Annotated in this window: 11 protein-coding genes and 1 tRNA gene; 7 read left to right on the forward strand and 5 right to left on the reverse strand. The window is 57.3% G+C overall.

The genetic code is table 11. The features are described 5' to 3' along the window. Positions 1–123 precede the first annotated feature (123 nt). A complete protein-coding gene (gene dnaG / locus OZX73_RS03255) occupies positions 124–2,262 on the forward strand; it encodes a DNA primase (RefSeq protein WP_277150623.1) in 2,139 nt (712 codons plus the stop codon). Between the two features lie 560 nt (positions 2,263–2,822). Further along, entirely contained in the window at positions 2,823–4,016 is a 1,194-nt protein-coding gene (locus tag OZX73_RS03260; RefSeq protein WP_277150625.1) for an SLC13 family permease, read from the forward strand. Positions 4,017–4,031: 15 nt separating this feature from the next. Here OZX73_RS03260 and OZX73_RS03265 read toward each other — a convergent pair whose 3' ends face one another. Further along, entirely contained in the window at positions 4,032–5,288 is a 1,257-nt protein-coding gene (locus OZX73_RS03265) for an ATP-binding protein (protein ID WP_277150627.1), read from the reverse strand. Between the two features lie 228 nt (positions 5,289–5,516). Between OZX73_RS03265 and OZX73_RS03270 the strand changes: the two genes are divergently transcribed. After that, positions 5,517–6,299 (forward strand): ABC transporter ATP-binding protein, encoded by a 783-nt coding sequence (locus OZX73_RS03270; protein ID WP_277150628.1) that lies wholly within the window; start codon positions 5,517–5,519, stop codon positions 6,297–6,299. After that, positions 6,292–8,337 carry a hypothetical protein gene (locus OZX73_RS03275; RefSeq protein WP_277150630.1) on the forward strand — a complete coding sequence of 682 codons (2,046 nt, stop codon included), beginning with the start codon at positions 6,292–6,294 and terminating at the stop codon, positions 8,335–8,337. Before OZX73_RS03270 ends, OZX73_RS03275 begins: the two co-directional genes overlap by 8 nt. Before the next feature lie 159 nt (positions 8,338–8,496). Here OZX73_RS03275 and OZX73_RS03280 read toward each other — a convergent pair whose 3' ends face one another. From OZX73_RS03280 to OZX73_RS03295, 4 genes are all read right to left on the reverse strand, one after another. Next, entirely contained in the window at positions 8,497–9,387 is an 891-nt protein-coding gene (locus OZX73_RS03280) for a response regulator transcription factor (RefSeq protein ID WP_277150632.1), read from the reverse strand. After that, positions 9,384–10,670, reverse strand: a complete 1,287-nt coding sequence (locus OZX73_RS03285; RefSeq protein ID WP_277150634.1) for a sensor histidine kinase — start codon at positions 10,668–10,670, stop codon at positions 9,384–9,386. The genes OZX73_RS03280 and OZX73_RS03285 overlap by 4 nt, the downstream gene beginning before the upstream one ends. Before the next feature lie 69 nt (positions 10,671–10,739). After that, positions 10,740–10,813, reverse strand: a tRNA-Arg gene (locus OZX73_RS03290). Between the two features lie 128 nt (positions 10,814–10,941). Next, positions 10,942–12,045, reverse strand: a complete 1,104-nt coding sequence (locus OZX73_RS03295; RefSeq protein ID WP_277150636.1) for a glycerol dehydrogenase — start codon at positions 12,043–12,045, stop codon at positions 10,942–10,944. Between the two features lie 233 nt (positions 12,046–12,278). Between OZX73_RS03295 and OZX73_RS03300 the strand changes: the two genes are divergently transcribed. From OZX73_RS03300 to purK, 3 genes are all read left to right on the forward strand, one after another. Then, positions 12,279–12,587 carry a YhbY family RNA-binding protein gene (locus OZX73_RS03300; RefSeq protein WP_277150638.1) on the forward strand — a complete coding sequence of 103 codons (309 nt, stop codon included), beginning with the start codon at positions 12,279–12,281 and terminating at the stop codon, positions 12,585–12,587. Positions 12,588–12,812: 225 nt separating this feature from the next. Next, positions 12,813–13,310, forward strand: coding sequence for a 5-(carboxyamino)imidazole ribonucleotide mutase (purE, locus tag OZX73_RS03305; protein ID WP_277150640.1), 498 nt, complete (start codon positions 12,813–12,815; stop codon positions 13,308–13,310). Continuing rightward, a complete protein-coding gene (purK, locus tag OZX73_RS03310; protein WP_277150642.1) occupies positions 13,294–14,466 on the forward strand; it encodes a 5-(carboxyamino)imidazole ribonucleotide synthase in 1,173 nt (390 codons plus the stop codon). The genes purE and purK overlap by 17 nt, the downstream gene beginning before the upstream one ends. Positions 14,467–14,748 lie beyond the last annotated feature (282 nt).

Here is a 14,748-nt window from a genome sequence, read left to right on the forward strand (position 1 = left end):
TTTTGGCTTTGTGATGCCAGATTGTTTTCTTCGTGCTATACGGCCAGCAAGATTCCTTGATTCTTATTTTGCACTATGGATTTGGTTGTGTCTCATGCATGGTGCGCGGTAAGGTGAACAGTTATGGTGGGAATGATTCCGAAGGAAGACATTGAGAAGGTGCGTGCGTCGGCGGATCTGTATGAGATCGTCTCGTCGACGGTGACGCTCAAGGCCGCCGGCACCGGCACGTTCATGGGATTATGCCCGTTCCATGATGAGAAGACGCCCAGTTTCAGCGTCCGCCCTTCACTGGGAGTCTGGCATTGCTTCGGTTGTGGGCTCGGCGGCGACGTCTTCGGCTACGTCGAGCACAAGGAGAACATCGATTTCCGCGAGGCCGTGGAACTGCTGGCCGACAAGTACCACATCGAATTGCATTACGTCAACGACAATGGCGACAGGCAGGAGCACCAAGGCTCCAAACGCGCCCGTCTGCTTGAGGCCAATGAGGAGGCCCAGCGCTTTTTCGTCTCCCAGATTATGACGCCAGAGGCGCTCGCAGCTCGCAAGCTGCTCGGCGGACGTAACTTCAGCCAGGCCGACTGCGAACGGTTCGGTTGTGGTTACGCGCCGCAGGGCTGGGACAATCTCGTCCGTCATCTCGCGGGCAAGGGCTTCACCCAGAAGGAGATGCTGGACGCCGGCCTCGCGCGACAAGGGCAGCGCGGCGTCTATGACTACTTCCGTGGCCGCGCCACATGGCCCATCCGCGATTCCACGGGGCGGACGCTGGGTTTTGGCGCTCGCAAGCTCTATGACGACGACACCATCAACGCCAAATACATCAACACGCCCGACACCCAGCTTTACCGCAAGACACAAGTGCTCTACGGCATCGATCTGGCCAAATCCAGCATCGTCAAGAAACGCCAGGCCGTCATCGTCGAAGGTTACACGGACGTGATGGCTTGCCATCTGGCCGGCATCGACACGGCGGTCGCCACCTGCGGCACGGCGTTCGGCGAGGAGCACGCCAAGATCATCCGGCGTTTGATTTCCGATGATTCGTTGGGTGCCGTACAACTGGTCGGTCCACTGAAAGTCGAGGGGCAATCCCTGAGCTCCCGTATCGTCTTCACCTTCGATGGTGACGCGGCGGGGCAGAAGGCCGCGATCCATGCCTTTGGCCTTGATTCGGCGTTCCTCTCTCAGACCTTCGTGGCCGTGGCGGACAACAACCTCGACCCCTGTGATCTGCGCATCCAGCAGGGCAACGAAGCGGTGCGTTCGCTGATCGACCACGCCAAGCCGCTCTATGACTTCGTCATCGACACCGCTATCGGCAGGTTCGACACGTCATACACCACCGGCCAGATGGGGGCGGTGAAGGCCGTGGCGCCGTTGATCGCGCAGATCCGCGACCGTTCGCTGCTGGATATCTACACCCGCAAGGCGACCCGTCGCATCGGTGTGGATCTCGACATCATGCGTCGCGAGGTCGACCGGGCCCGTCGGCAGCTCCACGTGCGTGACGACGATGCGTACGCGCCCAAGCGGCGAGGTGGCAGAGGCTATGATTTCAACGCGCAGAACCGTGAGAACGCCTATGCCAATCCGGCGGCACGCAAGGCATTGCAACACCGCGACGCCGCCGACCAATCCTATTTCCGTGTCGACGATGCGGTCTTCATCTGTGAGCAGCAATTCATGGCTGTGCTCATCCAGGTGCCACGTGCCATCGAGCCCAATGCCTTCGCGCAACTGACATTGGCGGATTTCATGACACCGGTGTTCCGCACCCTGTTCCAGGCGATTGCGGCGGCTGGTGGCCTGCCTGAAAAAGGCACGCCCCAAGGCCTTTGGATGCACAATCTCACCAAGGCTGGTGGCCCGATGCTCGAGCAGGTCATCAACGAACTCGCCGTGATGCCGCTGCCGTTGCCAGGAGGCGATGACCAGAACATCAATGCCAATGGCATGAACGGGTCTTCGGTCGCGCAGGGCGGACAGAACGGCGCTGCCAATGGTGCGGGCGTCGAGATGCCCAATCCCGCTGCGGCCCAATTGCGCGCCCCCACAAGCGAGGAACAGCGCTATGCCTCGGAGTTGACCGCGCGTCTGCTTGATGTCGGCTACATGCGCCGCATCGGCTCTGCAAAACGTAAGATGGCGCAGTTGCCGGACGGCGAGGAGAAAATCAAGCTCCTGGGCAAGATCACCGATATGGAAACCGCGCGGAAGGATCTGCAGGCGCAGGTTTACGGCAACGCTGTGGCGTAAAAACTCAGGCTGTCCCGCAAAAGCAAGGCGGTCGGTGCAAATAGAGGCGTGACGGTTTATGGCCTAATCTGTTCTAGGCGCGTCATCCCATGGTCTAAGTTGCACGAGGTGCCAGAGAAGTGGTGTATCGATTCACGGGTTGTTTCGTTGTCAGAGGCCATGCATCCGGAAGCAAAACACGACGAATCTTCACAAATTTCTTTGGAATTTTGGTCGCTTTTGATCATCTAGAACAATGCCAATAATTTCTAGGATTTCCCCCTACATTTCTTGTAATATTAATGAAAATGGTCGCTGGAAGCGCGTTTTTTCGTCTCATTTCGCTTTCAAATGCCCATACAATAAGAGGTAAGAGAACGAATATGCGTGTTCGGCGTCGAGCCGGAACCTTTTGTGGGGCGCGTCTTCGTTGGCCTGTTTGGTGGCCGAATGACGGATGGGAAATGATGACCGAGACATTGGGGATTGCTGGGCGCAAATGCCGGCGAGCGATTGAGGCGCGCCGATGAGATGCCCTCGTCGTGTCGCGTGTTTCCCGTTGACGGTTGGCTGGTGAGCCGATGCGCAAGTGGATCGTCAAGGAACTGAAAAACGACACCATTTTGGTGGTGGCGACGATACTCGCCATCATTTCGTGTTTCATCGTCCCGCCGGATCGTCAGTACCTTGGTTATATCCACCTGAACACTATTAGCCAGCTGGTCTGCCTCATGCTTGTGGTCTGCGGCTTCCAGCGCATCGGTGTGTTCCACATCATCGGCACCAAGTTGCTCGAACATGTCCATACCGAGAGCGCGCTGATTATCTCGTTGGTCTCCCTGACGTTCTTCTCGGCGATCTTCATCACCAACGACGTTTCGCTGGTCACGTTCATACCCTTCGCGATTTCCGTATTGGTGATGGCGAAAATGGAGGATAAGACCGTTCTGGTCGTCACGTTGATGACCATCGGCGCCAACACCGGCAGCATGCTGACGCCGGTCGGCAACGCCCACAACCTATATCTCAAATCTGTTTCCAAGATGCCGACCTCGGAATTCCTTGAGGTCATGGGGCCTTTCTCGTTTGCTTCGGCGATCCTGCTGCTTGTCGTCATTCTGGTCGTTTTCCGCCGTCGCAGCAGCCAGGCCGATTTCGCGGGGCTGGGGCGCAAGGGTATCGAGCAATCGCTTTTCGCTCCGCAAAGCGAGCAGAAGCCGGACGAGGTCCGTGTGATCAATTACGGTGCTGGGTATGGCGGTTGGCGTTCGATCGTCTACGTGGTTCTGTTCCTCATCTGCATTTTCACGGTCAGCGGCTCGATTCCGCTGTGGCTGATGTGTGTGCTGGTGTTCGGCGCGTTCCTGATCTGCGACCGCCGCGCCTTCCTCAAGGTCGACTGGAGCCTGCCGCTCACCTTCATCATGTTCTTCATCTTCATCGGCAACATGCGCCGCGTGCCGGAGTTCTCGAATTTCGTGGCCTCGATCGTCAACCAGCATCCGATGGAGGTCGCCGTCGCCTCCAGCCAGGTCATCAGCAACGTGCCCACCTCCATCCTGCTTTCCGGCTTCTGCAGCCAGTGGCGCGAGCTGATCATCGGCACGAACTTGGGTGGGCTGGGCACGCTGATCGCCTCGATGGCCTCGCTGATCTCCTACCAGCAAATCGCCCGCAAATACCCTGACAAGAAGGGCCGCTATCTGTTGGTCTACACGGTCACCAACGTGCTGTTCCTGGCGGTGTTGCTGGGATTGGCGTTGATCATCAACTGAGGCGAAAGTGTTTGCCTAGCGTGGTAACGAGTATGTTGTCATTTCGCCACAAGTGATGCTTTGCAATTCGCCTTTTTCTGTGAGGCCTTCAAGCGCGTTGGTGAGTTCTCCGGAATCGGTACCCAGCTCGGTTTGGATATCACGCAGGCTCATGGCCTCTTTCCGTTCCGATAACAGGTGCTTGGTGATTTGCCCGAGCGTGTCAATTTCGAATTGATTCGTTTCCTTGCCGACCATCCATTGTTGCACTTGCGATCTGACGTTATCAGGCAGTGCTTCCAGTGTTTTCGAGTCTGGGTTGCTGTTCAGAAGCTGCCAGATTTTGCTGCCTGCGAAAACCACGGACGACAACGGGGTCGCGGCAAGCACCTTGCTTCCGACAAGCGCTTCTGCGGGGTTGGTGGTGAAGAGGTGCGGTCCGCCGAGCGGGAACGTATAGCGCTTGGCTTTGCCGGAACCAGTGTCAGGATTATCGTTATCGGGGTTATCCGTTTCGTTTTTTGATTGGCCTCCATTCTCATCGCTGCCTTGAGACTCGGGCCACGCGGAATCGAGTACCGGCTTGGGCAGGATCATCGCGACTGAGCCTGGTCCGACACGAAGTTGAGGGCTGGCGAGGCTTTGCGAATAGGCGTCAAGGATGCGTTGCACGCCGGTGCCGCAGTTCTCGCTCAGGCCCAAGGCTTCGAAGACATCCGCAAGCCAGGCGTTGCGCGATTCGCTGACCCCGTTCAACAGGTCGTTGACCTCAAAGCCGTCGACCAGACCGCCGGGGGAGACGATTTCGATGCTCGAAGTGAACAGGCTGATAAGAATAGGCCCGTTCTTTTCATAATCGCGATGAAGGACGGCGTTGACCAACGATTCGCGCAACGCGGCCTCGGGCCACGCGTTTTCGGGATTGTGTCGGTTCAGGAACATCATCGTGGCGTCGATTTGGTTCAATACCGAGCCCGAAACGTTGTGCCGTTCGGTCAGATTCGCCTTGGTGTCGCCGTCGAAAACTGCGCATTTGATGAGGTAGGGGCATTGGTCGGAAAGCAACAAAGCGGCATTAGTGGCTTGTTTTTCGGCATCGAAAAGACGGAGTTTGGTAAGGTTTTCGTCCGACCATTCGAGTCCGGCCGAGGCAAACGCCGGTTTCGCGTATTCAAAGGTCAGGTTCTGGTTCGCGCTCAAACGGTGGTCAAAGGGAGGCGCGGCGGAAAACGGCCCGGCAATCTGCTGAGCATCGTCGCCAACTGTTTGGGGCGTTTCCTTGTCCGTGTCCATGACTTGAGTTTATCGTCACTTTGCGACACGGATTTAAGCTTTCCATTGCAATTCCGCCATATTTTGGCACTTATATGATTACTGTAGTGTTCATTCAGATTCTCTTGATCATGTCAATTTTCATATCGACTGCCGATTATTATCAATCCGATATTTTCCAAATACCTAAGGGAAAACAGTGACTTTCGGCACGGGGCATGGTCTCTTGGAATATGTGACGATGAAAATATGAAAAACGAAGACTTTACAAGCTATACCACACAGACGTATCCCATACAACAACAAATCATAACGGCCAAGGAGGTTTTGCGGGCCGAAGGTCTGATCCGTGATTTCGGGTTCAGGCTGGGACCGATCGACCTGACGGTTCACGAAGGCGAGACGGTGGCGGTCATCGGGCCTTCGGGTTGCGGCAAGTCGTCACTGCTGCGTGCGATGGCCGGAATGGACAAGCCCACCCGAGGCACGGTGACGTTCGACGGCAAGGTGCTGGCCAAGCTCGGTGAGAAGAAACTGGCCCGACTGCGTGCCTCGCGCTTCGCGTTCATTTTCCAGGACTACATGCTGCTTGAGAACCTGACCATAGGGGAGAACGTGGCATTGCCCGCCTCGATTCGTGGCGAGCGGATGGGTGACGACGAGATGTTGCGAGCCTTGGCATGCGTGGGTCTTTCTTACAAACCGCTGGACACGCCCGTCACCAGCCTTTCCGGCGGGCAGCAGCAACGTGTCGCCATCGCCAGAGCGCTCGCCATCGGCGCCGATGTGCTGTTCGCTGACGAGCCGACCGGCAACCTCGACCCGAAAGCGCGCGACGAGGTCATCGACACCATCCATGCCTCCATGCGTGCCGGGCTCAAAGCGGCTCTGATTGTCACTCATGACCCGGTGGTCGCCGCATCGGCCGACCGTGTGGTGCTGATGGCTGATGGTCGGATCGTGCGCGAATACGGCAACGGGATTTCCGCCTCGCAGATTGAGGTTTTGCTGCTTGGAGGCCGTCATGAGTAAGCCGGAAGCCGGGAAAGCGAAGAGTATGAGCGGTACGGGTGCTGCGGCTGGGCGGCATAATACCGCCGGCATGGGTAGCGCAGGCAGCACAGGAAATGGGCTGCGAAACATCGTCAGGATGAGCGGCGTGCGTATCGTTTCCTCGCTTTGGAGAGGTAACAGGCGCTTGCAGTTGCTCAACGGTGCGGCAAACATGGCGGCGATGACTCTGATATTCGTGCTCGCGTGGGCGGTGAACTCGGTTCCCAGTGTGGCCGGTGATTTGGGGACATTTCTGGTCTTCATGGTTGTTGCCGCAGTGCTGATTGACAAGACGACCACCGACCATGCCTTCATTGCCAAGTGGAGTGATCTGATGCGTCTGCGGATGATGGGTGCCACTCCGCGTTGGCTGATTCGGGCGATGATCGGTGTGCAGCTGCCCGTCGCTTTCGTCTCGGCGCTTGGCGCGTGCGTACTCGGTGTGCCGGGCAACGCATTGTTCTACTTCTTCTTCAGACTCATCGGCACGGATGCGGTTAAGCGCACCGGTTCTGGATTCTTCAATGCGGTTTGGCAGACCGTCCTGATTTCCTTGGTTTGCGCGATGGTTTCCGCTTACTTTTCCGGCAGGAAGGTCGGCAAATCGCGACTGGTGCTTTCTGCCGTCCCGGAGCGCGCGACGAGGCGGAGTGTATATACCCGGTTTTCCAACATTGTCCGCAACCTCATTACCGTGGCCATGTTCGTCGTCGGTATCGGCTGGGGTATCGTCTCTTCACGCTCCAACAGCGATGCGGCGCAGGTGGGCAACGGTGTGATGCCGCTCTTGGTCTGTTGGGGTATTGCCCGGCTGGCCAAACCGATGCTGCGTGCTATTGGCGGTGGTATCAGCAGGTGGATGCGGGGTCGTTCGTGGGCGGACATTGCGTTGCGTGACGTGACAGCGCTCAAATCCGTGTCTATTTTCAGCATCACCGTCGTTGCTGTGGCCGTATTTGTGTTTTTCTATGGGATGCAGACCTTCCAGGACCACGCCGCCAACACCTCGTTGCACGCGATTTTCGATGGTACATCGGTGATGGAGACCAGACAGGCAGGGAAAGCAGGCACGAGGAATCTGCGTGCATTGGCGAGAGAAGCCGATCCTCGCGCATTGGTGCTGGCGCCGACCACGCAGGTGAGGTACCTATACTCCGATACGGGTGGCTGTGATAAGCAGATGAAAGAGGATCTGACCGGAGGCTTCCCGTTGGGTGAAGGCCTCTCTTCGGTGATCGATAGCGGCTCGCTCTCGGATTTCATACCGGTCGGCGCGAGGCAAGGCGACGTGGATGCTCGCAATGGCGTGGTATCGGCGGGTGAAAGCAAAATCGGCCAACCCGTCTGCATAGCGGGGGCGGACGGTCACTGGCATCGCAGCAAAGTGACTTCTATCATACGAATGGGCGGTGGGATGACCGGCAATCTCTATGTACCCCGTTCGCTTAACCCAGCGGAAAACCAGCATGGCCACCGTATGGCGATCATTCACCACGACCGTACGGTCCGGGCCCATGGGTTGGTCTCAGATACAGGCAGTCGTTCCGTAAGCGTTTCGAGCACTGGAGATGTCATTGATCGGCTGCCGTTCGGTGCGGTGTCCCAGCGTGAGTTCGCGGGTGGCAACCGCGTCGGCGTTTATTTCTTCGTCTACCCGATTCTGCTCATCTCGGTGGTGGGTCTGGTCTCCGTGGTCGCCAATGATGCTGAATCGCGCCGCCGCGAGGCCAGAGCTGCATGGATGATTGGCATGAGCGGACGGCAATGGGCTATGTCCGGTTGCATTCGTACGGGTATCGAGGTCGGCACGGCAGGGCTGCTCTCGATGGTGGCTGTCGTCATTTCCGTCAATCTTACGGAGCAGCCAAGGCTCTCTGAGTATTGGCATGCGGCGCGGGTCTATGTGCCATGGCCTCAGCTGGGGATGATGGCGCTCGCATTGCTGATTGTTATCGGCTGTGGTGGGCTGCTTTACCGTTCGGTTTATCGCGGCGTTGTCCGGAACGGCGGTCGATGATTGTCAATCTGTACCGTTCGTTGCCCAATAGGATAATTTTTGACCGGCGAATAGCCTTATGCAGCCTCGCCAGTCTGTTCTTCGCTCAAATAAGCATTCCGACAACTTCGCGTGATGGATGGTTGTGTCCGGGCCAATGGAGATATCTGGACTGTAGGTTCAGTCCAATGTGCCACCGAGCATGGCGGTCAGCTCGGTGCGGTTGCGGACGTTGAGGCTGGCGAAGATGTGGCTGGCGTGATTCTTCACCGTTCCGGGGGAGAGGAACAGTTTGTCTGCGATTTCCGAATTGGTGCGGCCTTGGGCGATCAGCAAGGCGATTTGCTGGTTTCTTGGTGTCAGCTCGGCAAGTAGCGCACGGGTCTCCGAACTGGCTTGAGAGATATCCGCATCATTGCCTACAGCCATATAGGAGTTATCGTTGACTACTCTATTTTCGTCAATGTTCCTGCCGGATATAGATTCGTGAGAGGTCTCGGCAGGGTGAATATCAAACTTCCTTGCGGTTCTTTCGTCCGTGGATTGTTCGTCGAAGTTTGCCGAGAGAGCTGCACGCTCATCGTTTCGGTCGTCGTGATTGCCGGATTGCGAGATGAGACGCATGGCATGTGCGGTGGCGCTGGCACCGATGACATGGCCTCCTTTGGCAGCACAATGGATGGCATTGGCGAGATCTGCTGTGGAGATGTCTTTGAGCAGATAGCCAACCGCGCCGGCTTTTAAGGAATTAATCAGATTGTCGTCCTCATCGAACGCGGTGAGCAGAATGCATTTGATGTCGGGATATTTGTCATGCAATTGAGCAATCAGCTCGGGTCCGTCCATCTGCGGCATGTGTGCGTCGACCAGCGCGACATCGATCGAATGGAGTGTGCTGTCAGGCAGTTGAAGCACCGCTTGACCGCTTTGTGATTGTGCAACTACTTCTATGCCAGGCATATAGGTGACGAGTTCGGTAAGTCCTGTGAGGATGAGTTCCTGATCGTCCACGATAAGGAGGTGGATGGGTTGATTGGAAGTGGTTGCTGCAGATTCGACGGCATCGCTCATGACTCGTCCGCTCCTTTCGTGGGTGTCGTTGCCTTATTTTCTCTGGTTTTCTTGGAAGTATGATTTGCGGTATCCAAATTCGATGATCGTGATGGCTCGGCCGGTTCCGTCCCGCTTGGTTTCGGAATAGTCACCGTGATACTGGCCCCACCAAGCGATTGCGATTCCCCTAACATGAGATTTCCGCCGATCTGTTCCATGCGCTGGCGCAACGACGCAAGACCAAAGCCGTGATCGATGTCGTCCGCATCGATACCCGGCCCGTCGTCCTCGACCCGCAACGTCGTCTCGTGGCCGCCGACGGCGATGGCGAGCCGTACTTTGGTGGCATGGGCGTGGCGCACGGCATTGGTCAGAGTTTCCTGCAAGGCGCGGAACAACAGCGTCTGTTCTTCGCTTCCCAGCAAACTGACCTCTCCGGTGATGTCGGTCTGCATCTCAAGTCCGGCTTGGCCAAACGAGCGTGCCATCGCGTCGATCGACTCATTGGTGAGCGTTTGACCGAACGCCGCCGGATCCAGAGCGCGTGCCATCTGACGGACTTCCGACAAGGCGCCTTCGGCGATGTCGTCTGCCCTGGTGATGGGTTTGCTGATGGCTGCCCGTTCCGCTTCGGTCAGGCTGGTGGCGGCGAGTGTTGCATTGGCCGCGGATTCATGAGCATAGTGTATTGTCGTAAGTTGTTGACCCAGGGAATCGTGCATTTCACTGGCCATTCGTGCCCGTTCGCGCGAAAGGGTCAGCGATTCAATCTGCTGTATATTGTCTTGGAGTTGCTCGTTCGCCCGTTGCAGTTTCTCCGATTGTACGGTGTAGACCATGAAGAGGATGCCGGCGAACAGGATGTAGCTTGATGTGGCGATGAAATCAGGGGTATGCAGACTGTGCAGATTATTAAGTATCGGCGAAAGTATCCACATGGCAACCGCGGAAATCACGATGGCGGTGTACCCGAATGTGGCATTGAACAGTATTGATGCTTCGGTTATGACGATATAGGTTAGCAGTTGCCCGCCGTGGCGCAGATACGGTGCCGACCAGATGCAGACCGCTATCAGCATCAGCGCCGCCGCACGTTGCCAGAACAGTTTTGGCGCCTTGAGCATGGCAACATAGAGCAGCAGAATAAGTATCGGCTGCAGAATCATGAGTACGAATCGGCCCATATACGCCGACTCGGGAATCAGAAAAACGAATCCCAAAGCGAAGATTAGCGCGGAATATTTTGGAAACCGGCGTTTGGGTGCCTGCCAGTCGATGCTTATTGTTGAAGATTTCGTCATTGAGGTGTCTTTGTCGTATCGTACCGTTCGGTTTCTTCGGCGGGGGTTGCTTCCCGTCTCCAGACCAAGTGACCCCGGCGAGATTCGAACTCGCGACCTACAGATTAGAAGTCAGTTGCTCTATCCAACTGAGCTACGGGGCCGAACAACAATCCTTTATTGTATCAGCACTCCTGACGCAAGAATGGCATGAACGCCGCCATATCGAGCTTCGACGACGTTCATGCCATTCACGCGGTCACGCCAGCAGACCGCCTTATCGGTTGCCGGTTCAGTAGACCGAGGCCACTTCGGTGGCGGTGCGCAGCGCGATCGCCACGTCCTCGGGCGTCACTTCGAACGGCATGTTGGACATCGTGTCGTCCTTGCTGCAGGCGAGCTCGCCGACCTTCAAGAGGTCCTCGTCACTCGCATCCTCGACGCCGATCTCAGCAAGGGTGGTAGGCAGGCCGACCTTGCGGAAGAAGCCGTAAGCCTCGCGCAGATCCGCTTCGGGACGGTCCTCAAGCACGAACTGGGTGAGCGTGCCGTACGCCACCTTCTCGCCGTGCAGGTACTTGTGGGTGCCGGGCAGCACGGTCAGTGCGTCGTGGATGGCATGCGCCGCGGCGAGTCCGCTGGATTCGAAGCCGAGGCCGCTCAGGAGGGTGTTGGCTTCGATCACGTTCTCGACCGCCGGGCTGCACAGGCCCTGACGCACCGCTGCGACGGCCTTGGGGCCATCGGCGATGAGCAGGTCATGGCAGAGCTTGGCCAGCGCGATGGCCGCGTTGGTGGAATGGCCGCCGGTCATGGTGATTGCGTTCGACTGCTTGCAGGCCAGGGCCTCGAAGTAGGTCGCGTAGGCGTCGCCAAGGCCGGAGATCAGGAAGCGAACCGGGGCCTTCGAGATGATGGTGGTGTCCATGATGACCATGTCCGGGTTCTTGGGCAGGGGCAGGTAGTGGTCGAATTCACCGCCGTCGGTGTAGACCACGGACAGACGCGAGCACGGGGCGTCGGAGGATGCCGCGGTTGGGGAGATGATCACCGGACGCTTGCCGAAGTGCGCGACGGCCTTCGAGGTGTCGAGCGTCTTGCCGCCGCCGATGCCGATGACGGCGTCGTTTTCACCGAGCGCCGCGACATGCTTGTTGATTTCGTTGTCGGAGCATTCGCCGCCGAAGACGACAAGCTGGTACGGGGTGTTGCTGCTTTCGAAGCTGGAGACGATTTGGTCATGATAGGTCTTCTCGATGAACGGGTCGACGATGATGTAGGCGCCTTTGCTGCCGAGAGTGCGGTACTGGTCCGCGAGCTCGTTGATGGCGTTGGGTTCCTGGATATAGCTTCCGGGTGAGCACAGAATTTTCTTCAAGGTGTCCTTCTTTGACATTGGTAAACAAAAACGTGACGTAAGTCACATCACCATTATTATATTGGATATAGCCGTAGTACATGCCGATATGATGAGAGCGTTAACATTTCGCTGTTACGACGGTTCCGCCAGAATATCCGCAGGACAAGCCTTTAGGATACAGTGAAATCATTAAGACCGAACTTTGCCGATAATCCATTGATGGCAGGAGCCGTATGGTGTGATCGGCAATCACGAGGAATGGGATGTAAATGGCGACGAGATTGAACAAACGACAGGTCAAGCAGCTCAAGGCGCTGGCGAGCAAGATCTCGCCGATGCTGTGGATTGGCAAGAACGGGGTCACCGATGCCGCTGTGAAGCAGGCTTCGGAGACGCTCGAATCGCACGAGCTACTGAAAGGCGTGGTGCAGGACGGCTGCCCGGTCGATGAGCAGGAGGTCGGGGAGACCCTTGCCGGCCAGATCGGCGCGCAGCTGGTGCAGGTCATCGGCCATCGTTTCGTGCTGTACCGGCCTTCGAAGAAGCCCGGAATCACCAAGATTGAACTCGTCCACTGACGTCATCCTCTGATCTGGTGCTGGTAATCTGGACAATGTTCAGAGTCCGTTTGCCGGCGCTGGCGCGAACAAAACGATAGTTATCATTCAATGCCATCGGTATATGCCGGTGGCATTTTTGGTGAAACCGTACGTTTTACAGGGAATTGAACAGGCGCATTTTCTCGTTCCCGCCGCGTAAAGTGGGAGCCGGCTCTGGTTTCCCAACGATACTTCGGAGGTATCATGGCAGCTCACGCACCACAAGTAGCAGTTATTATGGGTTCGGCAAGCGATTGGGAGACGATGCGTCACGCTTGCGACACCCTCGACCAGTTCAATGTCTCCTATTCAAAACAAGTCATTTCCGCCCACCGCACGCCAGAATTGATGGCGGATTTTGCGCACAACGCCCGCAAGAACGGCATCAAGGTCATCATCGCGGGAGCCGGGGGAGCCGCGCATCTTCCCGGCATGGTCGCCGCGCAGACCACCCTGCCGGTTATCGGCGTACCGGTGAAGTCGCATGCGCTTTCCGGCGTTGATTCCCTGCTTTCCATCGTCCAGATGCCCGGTGGCATCCCTGTGGCGACCACGGCCATTGGCAATTCCGGCGCGCAGAACGCCGGCCTGTTGGCGGTCAGCATTTTGAGCGTTTCCGACGATTCCTTGGCACAGGCGCTCGCGGATTACCGTGAAGGCCTCAAGAAGAAGGTGGAGGAATCCAATGCCCAGCTTGTCTGAAGAGACTAACGGCAAGATCGAAACGCTGATGCCGGGCGCCACCATCGGCATCATCGGCGGCGGGCAGCTCGGACGCATGATGGCGCTTTCCGCGCGTTACCACGGTTTCCGCATCGGTGTGCTCGACCCGACGCCGGATTGCCCGGTCGCTCAGGTCGCCGATTTCCAGGTCACGGCCGATTACGATGACAAGGCCGCGATTCGCGAGCTGGCTGAACGCAGCGACGTGCTCACCTACGAGTTTGAGAACGTGGACGCCGATGCCATCGATGAGGTGCGTGGCAGCGTCGCCGTCCCGCAGGGAACCGATCTGTTGCGCGTCACGCAGGACCGTGTCTTCGAGAAGCAATTCATCAATGACCATGGCACGCAGACCGCTCCTTGGCGACAAGTGGATAGCCTTGCGGACTTGGATAAGGCCATCGAAGAGATTGGCTATCCGGCTGTGTTGAAAACCCGACGGGGCGGTTATGATGGCCACGGACAAGTCGTTCTGCGTGGGCCTGAGGATTTGGCGAAGGTTCACGAGCGTGACGAAAAGCAAGGCACGTTCCCGCCATCGGTTCTGGAGGGTTTCGTCGATTTCGCGTTCGAGGCCTCGATCCTGATTTCCGGCAACGGCAAGGATTTCGTCACCTTCCCGATCGTACGCAACGAGCATCGCCACAACATCCTGCACCTGACCATCGCGCCCGCGCAGGTCAGTGATGGGATCGCCGAAGAGGCCAAGGCCTTGGCGCTGCGGTTGGCGAAAGGCTTCGAGCTGGCGGGAACGTTGGCCATCGAACTGTTTATCACCGAGGACGGCCGAGTGGTGGTCAACGAGCTTGCCCCGCGTCCGCACAATTCCGGCCATTACACCATCGAGGCCTGCTCCATCGACCAGTTCGATGCGCATATCCGCGGTATCGCCGGTTGGCCGCTGCCGCAGCCGAAGCTGCTGAGCCCGGCCGTGATGGCGAATGTCTTGGGCCAACATGTCGCTCTCACGCGCAAGCTCATCGCCAAGCATCCCGAATGGTATGTCCACGACTATGGCAAGGCCGAGGTGCGTCAGGACCGCAAGATGGGCCATATCACGGTGCTTACCGATGACACGCAACGCACGGTCGACGAACTCGAGGCCACGGGCTGCTGGGACGATTTGCGACAATAAAGAAATCGCGAAAGCGCTTGTGGATAAGGTTGTGCCTTGCCTCGCAAAAGGGATTGTTATCCCCACGTTGTTGATGGCCGGCTTGATGCGGATTTTTCGGCATTTTGATCATGGTTTCGACACTCTTTCGAAATCGGTCAAAAACGAGTAAACTATCATGTACGTCCATAGGAATTCCGTGGAATGATCCAAGCATTTGGTCATAAGCGTGATGTGATATGAAAGAGGTTCTGCGACGTGTTAGCCAACGGGCAAAACGAAAAGGAACGTTCCATGCGTAGG

It is taken from the genome of Bifidobacterium sp. ESL0775 (assembly GCF_029395475.1).
Classification (GTDB): domain Bacteria; phylum Actinomycetota; class Actinomycetes; order Actinomycetales; family Bifidobacteriaceae; genus Bifidobacterium.